Here is a 13,048-nt window from a genome sequence, read left to right as displayed (position 1 = left end):
GTTGTGTATGTATTATATTTAAAAAGACATAAAACATAAGAAAAGTTTGAACTAACAAACGGTTCTAATGTATAAAATTGTTCAATTAAATTAAAGATGAAATGCTTATTAAAATTAGGTGTATGGAAGCTAAGGAAAGAGGGAGAAAGTTGCAAATCGATGATTTTCAAATGATGGTTGTGTTAGCTCAGGAATCAAATATGAGAAAAGCGGCGGAACGTTTATTTGTTTCCCAACCTGCGCTTAGTCAACGATTACAATCTATGGAGAAACAATGGGGAATGAAATTTTTTATTCGTTCACAAAAAGGATTGACAATTACACCTGAAGGGGAAAAAGTTGCAAATTATGCAAAAGAAATGTTACAAAAAGAAGAGGATATTAAAAGTGAACTGGCTCTTTTTAGAACGGAAACCTACGGTACGCTAAAAATAGCTGTTGCGTCAGTCATTGGTCAATATTGGCTTCCACCTGTTTTGAAAAAATTTGTGCATAAGTATCCTTCTGTGAAGATATCTCTGTTTACTGGCTGGAGTAGTGAAGTGCAAAAGCAATTTTATGAAGGAGACGTTCACGTCGCCATATTAAGAGGGACACAAGAATATAAAGGTCAGAAGCAACAATTATTTGAAGATGAATTATACTTAGTTGATAAAGAAATAAAAGATATTACAATGTTAAAAGAGACAAATAGACCTTTTATTCAATTTAAAAGTGATTCGACCTACTATGGACAAATACAAAATTGGTGGTATGGATTATTTTCCAATCCACCTAAGCGAACGATTGTAGTTGACCAAATTGAAACGTGCAAACAGCTTGTTTTAAATGGTATAGGCTATGCTCTTTTACCTTCGACTGTTTTAAAAGAAGTGCAGGAAAACATGTATAAAACACCTGTTCAATTAACGAGAGAAACATGGTTATTGACGAGTGACTCGGCAAGGCAGTTGAAGCAAGTGCAAGCATTTTTAGAAATTATAGAAGAAATTCAAATGGAAAAATAAGATTATTGTCTTGCTACTCGCCCTATCGTTTGGTAGAGTAACATTATAAATGGATTTAGGAGGCAACAAGAATGAAAATGATGGACGCTAACGAAATTATTTCGTTTATTCAAAAGAGTGAAAAGAAAACTCCTGTAAAGGTATACATAAAAGGGGATTTAAAAGAAGTAACATTCCCTGAAACAGTACAAGCATTTGTAAATAAAAAATCTGGTGTATTATTCGGAGAATGGTCTGAAATTAAGACAATTCTTGATGAAAATAGCAAGCACATTGTTGACTATGTAGTTGAGAACGATCGTCGTAATTCTGCAATTCCAATGCTTGATTTAAAAGGTATTACAGCTCGTATTGAGCCAGGCGCAATTATTCGTGACAATGTTGAAATTGGTGACAACGCTGTTATCATGATGAATGCAACAATTAATATCGGTGCTGTAATTGGCGAAGGTACTATGATCGACATGAACGCAGTGCTTGGTGGACGTGCAACAGTTGGCAAAAACTGTCACGTAGGTGCAGGTGCTGTACTTGCGGGTGTTATTGAGCCACCTTCTGCAAAACCAGTTATCGTTGAAGACGATGTTGTAATTGGTGCAAATGTAGTTGTTCTAGAAGGCGTTACAGTAGGTAAAGGTGCAGTTGTAGCAGCTGGTGCAGTTGTAACAGAAGATGTACCTCCATATACAGTTGTTGCGGGAACTCCAGCACGTGTAATTAAAGAAATTGATGAGAAGACAAAGGCAAAAACTGAAATTAAACAAGAGCTTCGTCAATTAAACCCAGAGAAATAAAAAAACAAAAAGCGTAAGAGCATGAATGTGCTCTTACGCTTTTTATAGATGGAGGTGTAAAAATGACAGTAAGTAAGTTTGTCCAAGTTCGTAGAGATTTACATAAAATTCCGGAAATCGGATTTAAAGAGTGGAAAACACAACAGTATATTTTAGATTATATAGGAACGCTTCCTAATGAATATTTGGAAGTGAAAACATGGAAAACAGGTGTAATTGTTAAAGTAAATGGGAAAAATCCAGAAAAAATAATAGGTTATCGTGCAGATATAGACGGTCTACCAATTACAGAGGAAACGGAATATGACTTCTCTTCTATCCATGAAGGAATGATGCATGCGTGTGGGCATGATTTGCATACAACAATTGGTTTAGGCCTTCTAACAGCGGCTGTAAGCGAAAGAATAGACGATGATCTTGTGTTTATATTCCAACCAGCTGAAGAAGGTCCAGGTGGTGCACTTCCTATGTTAGAAAGTGAAGAGTTAAAAGAATGGAAGCCGAATATGATTCTTGGGCTTCATATTGCGCCTGAATACTCTGTGGGAACAATTGCTACAAAAGAAGGTTTATTATTTGCGAATACATCAGAGTTATACGTTGATTTAAAAGGAAAAGGTGGACATGCTGCATATCCGCATACAGCAAATGATATGATTGTTGCAGCGAGTCATCTCGTTACACAACTACAATCAGTTATTAGTCGTAATGTGAACCCTCTTGACAGTGCGGTAATTACAATTGGGAAAATCACTGGTGGTACAGTCCAAAACATCATCGCAGAAAAGTCTCGTTTAGAAGGAACAATTCGAACGTTATCAGTGGATTCAATGAAACGTGTTAAAAGCCGAATTGAGGCAATTGTTGCGGGAATAGAAGCTGCATTTCAATGTGAAGCTGTTATTGACTACGGAGCGATGTATCATCAAGTGTATAACCATGAAGAGTTAACGAGAGAGTTTATGCAATTTACTCGTGAACAAACGAATATAGATGTAATTACATGCACGGAGGCAATGACAGGTGAAGACTTTGGTTATATGCTTCGAGAGATACCTGGATTTATGTTTTGGCTTGGAGTAAATTCAGAATATGGTTTACATCATGCGAAATTAAAACCAGACGAAGAGGCTATTGAGAAAGCGATTGTATTTTTAAATCAATATGTGAAGTGGAAGGGAAATCGAAAGTGAACTTCCGCGCTAATTGTGCAACAGTTTAGAGTGGGGACTTCTTAGTTCCGAGACGAAAATAACTTTCATATTTGTTAGTGTTAGACATTTTCATACAAATGAGTAAAGTTACATTTGGTGTTTTAATAATGAGCAGGGGGTTTTTAGCCACTGCTCATTATTAATTATTGCTAATAGAGAAGATAATTATTTAACTACCTATATATGTTTACTTTTAGTATGAAAAGTGTGTAAAATTAATGTGATACATAGAAAAAAGGGTGGGGAATTACGTGCAAATTAGCAGTGCGATTTTATGTTTCGTCTTATATGCATATGTTATTATTGCGGCGGTTTATTTTGGGATAAGTTTTTACGCCTATCGTTTAGCGAATAATAGTGAATATGAAGAAACATACAAATGGGTGAAAAGATATTTGTCACCTGTACTAGAAATTATGAATGGATTTGTTCTTTTTTTATTTATTGGATTAATTGCTTTCTCAACGAGCTTAGTAGGGAATAAGACTACATTATTTGTGCTAGGTATCATTATTTTTATGCTATTAGGAATTCGGATTGGTAATACGGTATTTTGGAATGAAAGAAAAGTAGATGGTTGGACGGGAATGCTAATTCCATGTATGTTAGCTGCAATCGTGACGAATATAGAACATGAATATTATCAATTACATTTTTGGCTTATTATTGTTTTAACAATCCTGTCTGTTTTGTATATAAGTACTGTCGTGCTAACATACATTGCAAATGAAAAAGGCGATGCAAAAGGTACACGCTTCTTTAGAGGGCGTGCATTATTATGGAGTGTGCCGACGATGGCAGTTATAGGAATTATTGCGATATTAGTAAATGGATATCAATTTACTAATTGGCAACTGTTTTTAGAAACTTGGTGGATTTTTATTGTTTCGTTTATAGCTTTTTTAGGCGCAACACATTATTTATTCCATCAACATCATTATATATTGGCATTGTTATTCGCATTTACACAATTATTATTTGCTTTTTTCGGACAAGAAACGTTATTGTTCGTTTTTGAAACATTTAGTTCATTTGGAAATATATTTGTATTCGGTATGTTAATTTTCGGTATCGCATTTTATTTACAACAGTATTTTTATATGCAAAAACAAAAATAAGAATTATATACAGGTTTTTGTAGCGAATCTAAAGTATGTTACAATAAAAGTACATAGTATTTGATGTTATTGGAGGAATTCCTGTGGGCGAAAAAGAGAAAGAATTTGCTGTTATTGGGCTTGGACGTTTTGGTGGAAGTATTTGCCGAGAACTCGCTCAATTAGGTATGGAAGTAATGGCAATTGATTCAGATGAGGATAAAATTAATGAGTTTGCAAATATAGCTTCGCATGCCGTAATTGCAGATTCTACAGATGAGATGGTATTAAAAAGTCTTGGTATTCGCAATTTTGATCATGTAGTCGTTGCTATTGGAGATAATTTAAATTCAAGTATTTTAACAACGTTAATTTTGAAAGAATTAGGTGTGAAAAATATTACTGTGAAAGCTCAAAATGACTATCATGAAAAAGTGTTAAGTAAAATAGGGGCAGATCATATTGTGCATCCAGAACGAGATATGGGAAAAAGGATTGCTAATAATATCGCATCAAGTAATGTGTTAGATTACCTAGAGCTTTCAGATGAGCATAGTATTGTAGAGATTATTGCAAATAAAAAAATTGATGGGCACTCTTTAATTGAATTAGATATTCGTGCGAAGTTTGGTTTGAACATTGTAGCAATTAAACGTGGAAAAGAAGTTATCGTATCTCCTCGAGCTACAGAAAACATTCAAGCGGGAGATATATTAATTGTAATTGGTCATGACGATGAAGTAGATCGTTTTAAGCATTTTTTAAGATAAGAGAAAAGGACAATGCCGAGGAGGCATTGTCCTTTTTCTTATATTTCCATAATGATTGGTAAAATCATTGGACGGCGTTTCGTTTTTTCGTATAGGAATGGTGCTAATGTGTCTGTAATCTCATTTTTAATTTCAGACCATTGTGTTGTTTTTCGCTCCATTACTTTTTCTAAATGTGTTGTAATTAATGTTTGAGCATCGTTGATTAAATCGCTGCTTTCACGCATATAAACGAAACCACGCGAGATGATATCAGGTCCTGCTGCAACTTTAAATTCTTTCATATCAATGCTTACAACTACAATAACAAGTCCTTCTTCAGAAAGAATGCGACGATCACGTAATACGATATTCCCGATATCTCCAATACCATTTCCATCGATATAGACAGAGCCAGATGGGATTTTCCCAGCTACGCTTGCTTCATCAGAACGTAAAGCAAGAACATCGCCATTATCCATAATGAAACAATTTTCTTCTGGAATACCACAATCATTAGCTAATTTCATATGCATACGCTGCATACGATATTCACCATGAATTGGCATGAAATATTTCGGCTTAATAAGACGTAACATTAACTTTTGTTCTTCTTGTCCACCGTGTCCACTCGTATGAATATTTGAGAGTTTACCATGGATTACATCAGCGCCAGCACGGTACAACATGTTAATTGTACGACTTACACTAATTGTATTGCCTGGGATTGGTGAAGAAGAGAAAACAACTGTATCGCCAGGGATAATTTGAATTTGACGATGTGTACCATTGGCAATACGTGAAAGTGCTGCCATCGGCTCCCCTTGACTACCTGTACATAAAATAACAACTTTATTAGCTGGTAGGCGGTTTAGCTGAGATGTGTCTATGAATGTATCCTTTGGACATCGGATATAACCAAGGTTTTGTCCGATTTCAATAGCTGCTTCCATACTTCGACCAAATACAGCTACTTTACGATTGTTTTCAACAGCGGCCTCAACAACTTGTTGTAAGCGATGGATATTTGATGCAAAGGTTGCGAAGATAATACGACCTTCTACTTTACGGAATATATCTTGAATACTATCACCAACACGACGCTCAGACATCGTAAAGTTTGGTACTTCACTGTTTGTACTATCAGATAAGAGACAAAGTACACCGTCTTTTCCGATTTCGGCCATTTTTGTTAAATCTGCTGGCTCACCGACTGGTGTGAAATCGAATTTGAAATCACCTGTATGAACGACTTGTCCTTGAGGTGTTTTCACAACAACTCCGTATGAATCTGGAATACTGTGAGTTGTACGGAAGAAGGAAACAGATGTCTTTTTAAATTTAATAACATCATCTTCTTGAATTTCATAAAGTTTCGCTTTACGAAGTAATCCGTGCTCTTCTAATTTGTTTTTTATTAGGGCAATTGCTAATTTTCCGCCGTAAATTGGAATGTTTACTTGACGTAATAGATAAGGAATTCCACCAATATGATCTTCGTGACCATGTGTAATGAATAACCCTTTAATTTTATCTTCGTTTCGCACAAAATAAGTGTAATCTGGTATTACATAATCGATCCCGAGGAGTTCGTCTTCTGGAAATTTAATTCCAGCGTCAATTATAATAATTTCATCTTGAAATTGAACAGCATATGTATTTTTACCGATTTCACCAAGACCACCGAGGGCAAAAACGGCAGCTTGATCATTTTTTAGGAATTTCATATGACTATACGATCTCCGCTAATATTAAATCAGCGTTTTGTTTTTCATATTCAAGATGAGCACCAGTAACAGACTGAACGAACTCGATATTATATGCGAACTTTTGTAATTTTTTACGAACATCCTTTTGAGACGTAGCCTCTAAATATAAAACTTTTGTATTTTCACGTACTGGGACCTCAGTTAATTTTTCTTGATAAAATACTTTAAAAATCATTGGGAAAACCTCTCCTTGTCTATGTTTTGCATTATCTGTTACTTATTATAAAGCAAACAGTCATGATTTTCATGTTTTTTCGAACGAGAATGAAGAAAAAGCCCGAAATGGGCACAATTTAAGCGATTGTCTTCTTACGGACTAAATCGTTTAAATAACGCTTGAGCTTTTTCTTCAGCTTCTTCAGCATGATTACTCCTTCCTTTCCTTATTTTAAACATGCATGTTACTAATGATAACTCCGTCTCCCGTACAAGAAAGAAGATTAGAAGTGAATAGTGAATCTTGTTCTTTTTAGTATAGTGTAAGTTATCCTGTAGTAACGATTAGTAGCCGTTAGTTATAGATATAGTATGAGGAAGAATAGAAAAGAAAATTCATCCGAACAAGTATCCACATTTTTTACTAATATTATATGCATATTTCATAAATAAGGTCAGAAAGTGAACGCTTTCTTCACAGATGTTTAATATGTTATACTTTTTTTTGAAATTTGAAAAGTGATAATCAAAATAGGAATATAGAGTGCCAGAAAGGATTTTGACAAATGAATGATAAAATTGTCTTTTTTGATATTGATGGAACATTATTAGATCATGATAAAAAAATTCCACAATCTACACGTGATGCAGTAAAAGATTTACAAGAAAAAGGTGTGCACGTAGCAATCGCGACAGGGCGTGCGCCATTTATGTTTGAAGATATTCGTAAGGAACTCAATATACATAATTATGTTAGTTTTAATGGACAGTACGTTGTATTTGAAGGTGAGACAATATTTAATAATCCGTTACACCCAGCGGCTCTGCATAAGTTTACCCAGTTTGCAAAACAAGAAGGATATCCACTTGTATATCTTGACCATCAAGAGATGAGAGCGTCAGTGGAATATCATGATTATGTAAAAGAAGGTTTTGGAAGCTTGCAATTTGATCATCCGGCATATGAACCTGATTTTTATGAGAAACGTGATATTTATCAAACGCTTCTTTTCTGTGAAGTAAATGAAGAGGAAAAGTTCATTAATCAGTATCCAGATTTTCATTTTATTCGTTGGCATGCGTATTCAATGGACATCATTCCAAATGGTGGTTCTAAGGCAAAAGGGATTGAGAAGTTCATTGAAAAATTAGGATTTAACCGTGAACAAGTGTATGCATTTGGGGATGGCTTAAACGATTTAGAAATGATTGAAGCAGTAGGCACAGGTATTGTGATGGGAAATGGTCATGAAGACTTGAAAAAACTTGCAAATCATGTGACAAACGATGTAAGTGAAGACGGTATATATCATGGATTAAAATGGGCTGGATTGTTATAAGTGAATATGGAACCCATTTCAGATAATAAAAAGGCGGAAGGTTAACTTCCGCCTTTTTATTATTATCGCTCTAGAGGTTTTGAATCATCGGGAGCCGCAAATGGATTGTCTTTATTAATATGGTCATAGAACATAACACCGTTTAAATGGTCGATTTCATGTTGGAATACAATTGCTGGTAAACCTTTTAATCGCAGTTTTACGTCTTCCCCGTTAATAGTTGTTGCCTTTACTGTAATTCTTGTGTAACGAGGGACATAACCAGGTACTTCACGGTCTACAGATAGACAGCCTTCACCGTTTTGTAAATATGTACGTTCAACAGAATGACTAATGATTTTTGGGTTAAATAATGCGTAGCTATATAACGTACCGTTCGTATCAGTTACATGAACCGCAATCATTTTCTTTGAAATACCGATTTGCGGAGCCGCTAATCCGATTCCGGGGCGTAAATTATATTTTTCAGCCATTTCAGCGTCCTGGCTATTTATTACAAATTCAATCATTTCTTTAAGGGTATTTGTATCTTTCTCGCTAGCAGGTAAGGAGACCTCTTCTGCGACATCGCGCAAAATAGGATTTCCTTCACGAATTACCTCATTCATTGTAAGCATATGTAATCTCTCCTTTCTTCTTTAGTCTACCAAAGGAGATAAAAAAAGTCATCGGCAAGTAAGGAAGAGCTATTTGGAAACAAATCTTCTATAGATAAGTTATGTATTAAAAAGAAAAGACGGCAAAGCCGTCTGTTTCTTTCCATAGTTGTTTCAATTTACATTAGCGAATGCAAGCAGCACCAACGATAATTAAAAGGATAAACAACACAACAATTAAGGCGAAGCCGCATCCAGACCCGCCACAAGAACCGCCATAACCGTAGGAAGGATATGAACAAGTTGTTGGATAGCAATATGAGTATCCGTACATGAGATGACCTCCTTTATCATTTCCCGCTATACTGCGGTTACTATAATGTATGGAGGACGGGTCAGAAATGTATAGGTATTTACCTATAAAAGGAAGAAGTGTTTGTATAATTTTATTGAGAAGAGAGAAAAACTAAAGAGAATTAAATCGTTTACATATTATTCTAAGAGAAAAAATAAGTTAAAAAGGGAATAATATAACAGTAGGCTATTGCTTACTAATACAGATGTGAAAAATAAAAACACGTTTGTGTAGAGGAAACCTGCATATTATTTATAAAAAAACGTATTCAAAGTAATTGACATCGTAATTAGAATAGTTGTAAACTAAAAAACGTGATCAAGATTGTATTAATATGTTTTTGAAAAAACATTAGTACAGATTGTTAGGTACACAAAATTATTCTCAACCGACAGACAAATTTGTTGGTTTACATTGTTGCGCTTTCAGTCTAGCCAATAGATAGTGAAAGCGTTTCAGAATATGGTTCAAGAGAGGAAGAGGTGAACGGAATGGGTACTAAAACAAAAAAGACCCTATTTAATGTTGATGAGCAAATGAAAGCTATTGCAGCTCAATTTGAAACATTACAAATTTTAAATGAAAAAGGCGAAGTTGTGAATGAAGCAGCTATGCCTGAATTATCTGATGATCAATTAAAAGAATTAATGCGCCGTATGGTGTATACTCGCGTACTAGATCAACGTTCTATTTCTTTAAACCGTCAAGGACGTTTAGGTTTCTACGCACCAACTGCTGGACAAGAGGCTTCTCAATTAGCAAGTCATTTCGCACTTGAAGCAGAAGATTTCATCTTACCAGGATATCGTGATGTGCCACAATTAGTATGGCACGGTCTACCATTATATCAAGCATTCTTATTCTCTCGTGGACATTTCATGGGTAACCAAATGCCTGAGAATGTAAATGCACTTGCTCCACAAATCATTATCGGTGCGCAAATCATCCAAACTGCTGGTGTTGCGTTAGGTATGAAATTACGTGGTAAAAAATCTGTTGCAATTACTTACACTGGTGACGGTGGTGCTTCACAAGGTGACTTCTACGAAGGTATGAACTTTGCGGGTGCATTCAAAGCTCCAGCAATCTTCGTTGTACAAAACAACCGTTATGCAATCTCTACTCCAGTAGAAAAGCAATCTGCAGCTAAAACTGTAGCACAAAAAGCAGTAGCAGCAGGTATTTACGGAATTCAAGTAGACGGTATGGATCCATTAGCTGTATACGCAGCAACTGCTTTCGCTCGTGAGCGCGCAGTAAACGGCGAAGGCCCTACTTTAATCGAGACTTTAACATTCCGTTATGGTCCACATACAATGGCTGGTGATGACCCAACTCGTTACCGTACAAAAGATATCGAAAACGAATGGGAACAAAAAGATCCAATCGTACGCTTCCGTGCATTCTTAGAAAACAAAGGCCTATGGTCTCAAGAAGTTGAAGAGAAAGTAATCGAAGAAGCAAAAGAAGATATCAAACAAGCAATTGCTAAGGCTGACCAAGCTCCAAAACAAAAAGTTACTGATTTAATGGAAATCATGTACGAAAAAATGCCTTACAACTTAGCTGAACAATATGAAATTTACAAAGAAAAGGAGTCGAAGTAAGCCATGGCTCAAATGACAATGATTCAAGCAATCACTGATGCTTTACGCGTTGAAATGAAAAATGATCCTAACGTACTTGTGTTTGGTGAAGACGTTGGTGTAAACGGCGGAGTATTCCGTGCTACTGAAGGTTTACAAGCTGAATTTGGTGAAGATCGTGTAATGGATACTCCACTTGCAGAGTCTGGTATTGGTGGACTTGCAGTTGGACTTGCACTTGAAGGTTTCCGTCCAGTTCCAGAAATCCAATTCTTCGGTTTCATTTATGAAGTAATGGATTCAGTTTCTGGTCAATTAGCTCGTATGCGTTACCGTTCTGGTGGACGTTGGACTGCTCCAGTAACAATTCGTTCTCCATTCGGTGGTGGTGTTCATACTCCTGAACTACATGCTGATAGCTTAGAAGGATTAGTGGCACAACAACCTGGTCTAAAAGTTGTTATTCCATCTACTCCATACGATGCAAAAGGTCTTTTAATCTCTGCGATTCGTGACAACGATCCAGTTATTTACTTAGAGCATATGAAATTATACCGTTCATTCCGTCAAGATGTACCAGAAGGCGATTACACAATTGATTTAGGTAAAGCTGATATCAAACGTGAAGGTACAGATGTATCTGTTATCGCTTACGGTGCTATGGTTCACGCTGCATTAAAAGCTGCTGAAGAACTTGAAAAAGAAGGTATCTCTTTAGAGGTTGTTGACTTACGTACAGTTCAACCATTAGATATCGAAACAATCATCGCTTCTGTTGAAAAAACAGGTCGCGTAGTTGTAGTTCAAGAAGCTCAAAAACAAGCTGGTATTGCAGCTAACGTTGTAGCGGAAATTAATGATCGTGCAATCTTAAACTTAGAAGCTCCAGTTGTACGTGTTGCAGCTGCTGATACAGTATTCCCATTCTCTCAAGCTGAGAGCGTATGGTTACCAAACCACAAAGATATTGTTGAAGCTGTTAACAAAGTAATGAACTTCTAATTTTTAGTTTTTCATGTGCAAAAGAAATCAGCACATGCTGGTTTCTTTTGTACATATTCCATAATAATGAAATGAATCAGGGGGCTGAATTCCGTGGCATTTGAATTTAAACTACCAGATATCGGTGAAGGTATCCACGAAGGTGAAATCGTAAAATGGTTTATTAAACCAGGCGATGAAGTAAATGAAGACGATGTACTTCTTGAAGTACAAAATGATAAAGCAGTAGTAGAAATCCCTTCTCCTGTTAAAGGTAAAGTACTTGAAGTACTTGTAGAAGAAGGAACAGTTGCAATTGTAGGAGATACATTAATTAAATTTGATGCTCCTGGATACGAAAACCTTAAATTTAAAGGTGACGATCATGATGCGGCTCCAGCAGCTGAAGAAGCAGCAGTAGAAGCTCCAGCAGCGGAAGCTACTCCAGCAGCAACTGCAGAAGTAGTAAATGAGCGCGTTATCGCTATGCCATCTGTTCGTAAATATGCTCGTGAAAAAGGTGTAGATATTCATAAAGTAGCTGGTTCTGGTAAGAACGGCCGCGTTGTGAAAACTGACATCGATGCATTTGCAAATGGTGGACAAACTGTAGCAGCAACTGAGGCTCCAGCAGCAGTAGAAGCTACTCCAGCAGCAGCGAAAGAAGAAGCACCAAAAGCACAACCAATCCCAGCTGGTGAATATCCAGAAACTCGTGAGAAAATGAGTGGTATCCGTAAAGCGATTGCAAAAGCAATGGTTAACTCTAAGCATACAGCTCCTCACGTAACATTAATGGATGAAGTAGATGTAACAGAACTTGTTGCTCACCGTAAGAAGTTCAAAGCTGTTGCAGCTGACAAAGGTATTAAATTAACTTACCTTCCATACGTTGTAAAAGCTTTAACATCTGCATTACGTGAATTCCCAATGTTGAATACTGCTTTAGACGATGCTTCTCAAGAAATCGTTCATAAACATTACTTCAACATCGGTATCGCAGCTGATACAGACAAAGGTCTATTAGTACCAGTTGTTAAAGATACAGATCGTAAATCTATCTTTACTATCTCTAACGAGATTAATGAACTTGCTGGTAAAGCACGTGACGGTCGTTTAGCTCCAGCTGAAATGAAAGGTGCTTCTTGCACAATTACAAACATTGGTTCTGCAGGTGGACAATGGTTCACTCCAGTTATCAATCACCCAGAAGTAGCAATCCTTGGTATCGGCCGTATCGCTGAGAAACCAGTTGTGAAAAACGGTGAAATCGTTGCAGCTCCAGTATTAGCATTATCTCTAAGCTTTGACCATCGTTTAATTGACGGCGCAACTGCTCAAAAAGCATTAAACCAAATTAAACGTCTATTGAATGACCCACAATTATTAGTAATGGAGGCGTAA

13 protein-coding genes are annotated in these 13,048 nt (G+C 36.3%); 9 read left to right on the top strand and 4 right to left on the bottom strand.

Going from position 1 to position 13,048, the window contains the following annotated elements; translation table 11 throughout:
- Nucleotides 1-122: 122 nt before the first annotated feature.
- From LUS72_RS19725 to LUS72_RS19705, 5 genes are all read left to right on the top strand, one after another.
- On the top strand, nt 123-1,007 hold the full coding sequence (locus tag LUS72_RS19725) for a transcriptional regulator CcpC (RefSeq protein WP_097830869.1): 885 nt from the start codon (nt 123-125) through the stop codon (nt 1,005-1,007).
- 71 nt (nt 1,008-1,078) lie between these two features.
- Complete coding sequence (gene dapD / locus LUS72_RS19720) at nt 1,079-1,801, top strand: 2,3,4,5-tetrahydropyridine-2,6-dicarboxylate N-acetyltransferase (RefSeq protein ID WP_097830870.1); 723 nt, start codon at nt 1,079-1,081, stop codon at nt 1,799-1,801.
- 62 nt (nt 1,802-1,863) lie between these two features.
- Nucleotides 1,864-2,994 (top strand): N-acetyldiaminopimelate deacetylase, encoded by a 1,131-nt coding sequence (locus LUS72_RS19715; RefSeq protein WP_097830871.1) that lies wholly within the window; start codon nt 1,864-1,866, stop codon nt 2,992-2,994.
- 272 nt (nt 2,995-3,266) lie between these two features.
- Nucleotides 3,267-4,133 (top strand): cytochrome C oxidase assembly protein, encoded by an 867-nt coding sequence (locus LUS72_RS19710; RefSeq protein WP_097830872.1) that lies wholly within the window; start codon nt 3,267-3,269, stop codon nt 4,131-4,133.
- 83 nt (nt 4,134-4,216) lie between these two features.
- Nucleotides 4,217-4,882 carry a potassium channel family protein gene (locus LUS72_RS19705; RefSeq protein WP_000504032.1) on the top strand — a complete coding sequence of 222 codons (666 nt, stop codon included), beginning with the start codon at nt 4,217-4,219 and terminating at the stop codon, nt 4,880-4,882.
- Between the two features lie 38 nt (nt 4,883-4,920).
- Here LUS72_RS19705 and rnjA read toward each other — a convergent pair whose 3' ends face one another.
- Nucleotides 4,921-6,588, bottom strand: coding sequence for a ribonuclease J1 (gene rnjA / locus LUS72_RS19700; protein WP_000670372.1), 1,668 nt, complete (start codon nt 6,586-6,588; stop codon nt 4,921-4,923).
- Nucleotides 6,589-6,592: 4 nt separating this feature from the next.
- Complete coding sequence (locus tag LUS72_RS19695) at nt 6,593-6,805, bottom strand: DNA-dependent RNA polymerase subunit epsilon (RefSeq protein ID WP_000576437.1); 213 nt, start codon at nt 6,803-6,805, stop codon at nt 6,593-6,595.
- A gap of 547 nt (nt 6,806-7,352) precedes the next feature.
- Between LUS72_RS19695 and LUS72_RS19690 the strand changes: the two genes are divergently transcribed.
- Nucleotides 7,353-8,126 (top strand): Cof-type HAD-IIB family hydrolase, encoded by a 774-nt coding sequence (locus tag LUS72_RS19690; protein ID WP_097830873.1) that lies wholly within the window; start codon nt 7,353-7,355, stop codon nt 8,124-8,126.
- 62 nt (nt 8,127-8,188) lie between these two features.
- On the opposite strand, the gene def is transcribed toward LUS72_RS19690, so the two are convergent.
- Nucleotides 8,189-8,743, bottom strand: a complete 555-nt coding sequence (gene def, locus LUS72_RS19685; RefSeq protein ID WP_128853586.1) for a peptide deformylase — start codon at nt 8,741-8,743, stop codon at nt 8,189-8,191.
- Nucleotides 8,744-8,906: 163 nt separating this feature from the next.
- Nucleotides 8,907-9,056, bottom strand: coding sequence for a YjcZ family sporulation protein (locus LUS72_RS19680; protein WP_025147739.1), 150 nt, complete (start codon nt 9,054-9,056; stop codon nt 8,907-8,909).
- A gap of 512 nt (nt 9,057-9,568) precedes the next feature.
- Between LUS72_RS19680 and pdhA the strand changes: the two genes are divergently transcribed.
- The 3 genes from pdhA to pdhC all read left to right on the top strand — a co-directional run bounded on the left by pdhA (nt 9,569) and on the right by pdhC (nt 13,048).
- The gene (gene pdhA, locus LUS72_RS19675; protein WP_000536893.1) at nt 9,569-10,684 is read left to right on the top strand and encodes a pyruvate dehydrogenase E1 component subunit alpha; all 1,116 of its coding nucleotides are present in this window, start codon (nt 9,569-9,571) and stop codon (nt 10,682-10,684) included.
- 3 nt (nt 10,685-10,687) lie between these two features.
- Nucleotides 10,688-11,665, top strand: a complete 978-nt coding sequence (gene pdhB / locus LUS72_RS19670; RefSeq protein ID WP_000068162.1) for a pyruvate dehydrogenase complex E1 component subunit beta — start codon at nt 10,688-10,690, stop codon at nt 11,663-11,665.
- 93 nt (nt 11,666-11,758) lie between these two features.
- The gene (pdhC, locus tag LUS72_RS19665; RefSeq protein ID WP_264448085.1) at nt 11,759-13,048 is read left to right on the top strand and encodes a pyruvate dehydrogenase complex dihydrolipoyllysine-residue acetyltransferase; all 1,290 of its coding nucleotides are present in this window, start codon (nt 11,759-11,761) and stop codon (nt 13,046-13,048) included.

This window comes from Bacillus cereus (assembly GCF_025917685.1).
In the GTDB taxonomy this organism is placed as follows: Bacteria; Bacillota; Bacilli; order Bacillales; family Bacillaceae_G; genus Bacillus_A; species Bacillus_A cereus_AT.
Note: the sequence above shows the minus strand (reverse complement) of the source record. Positions and strands in the feature narration are given on the sequence as shown.

Coding starts and splice junctions, on each gene's coding strand:
- LUS72_RS19725 (WP_097830869.1), top strand. CDS start 123: ATGGAAGCTAAGGAAAGAGGGAGAAAGTTGCAAATCGATGATTTTCAA.
- dapD (WP_097830870.1), top strand. CDS start 1,079: ATGAAAATGATGGACGCTAACGAAATTATTTCGTTTATTCAAAAGAGT.
- LUS72_RS19715 (WP_097830871.1), top strand. CDS start 1,864: ATGACAGTAAGTAAGTTTGTCCAAGTTCGTAGAGATTTACATAAAATT.
- rnjA (WP_000670372.1), bottom strand. CDS start 6,588: ATGAAATTCCTAAAAAATGATCAAGCTGCCGTTTTTGCCCTCGGTGGT.
- LUS72_RS19695 (WP_000576437.1), bottom strand. CDS start 6,805: ATGATTTTTAAAGTATTTTATCAAGAAAAATTAACTGAGGTCCCAGTA.
- LUS72_RS19690 (WP_097830873.1), top strand. CDS start 7,353: ATGAATGATAAAATTGTCTTTTTTGATATTGATGGAACATTATTAGAT.
- def (WP_128853586.1), bottom strand. CDS start 8,743: ATGCTTACAATGAATGAGGTAATTCGTGAAGGAAATCCTATTTTGCGC.
- LUS72_RS19680 (WP_025147739.1), bottom strand. CDS start 9,056: ATGTACGGATACTCATATTGCTATCCAACAACTTGTTCATATCCTTCC.
- pdhA (WP_000536893.1), top strand. CDS start 9,569: ATGGGTACTAAAACAAAAAAGACCCTATTTAATGTTGATGAGCAAATG.
- pdhB (WP_000068162.1), top strand. CDS start 10,688: ATGGCTCAAATGACAATGATTCAAGCAATCACTGATGCTTTACGCGTT.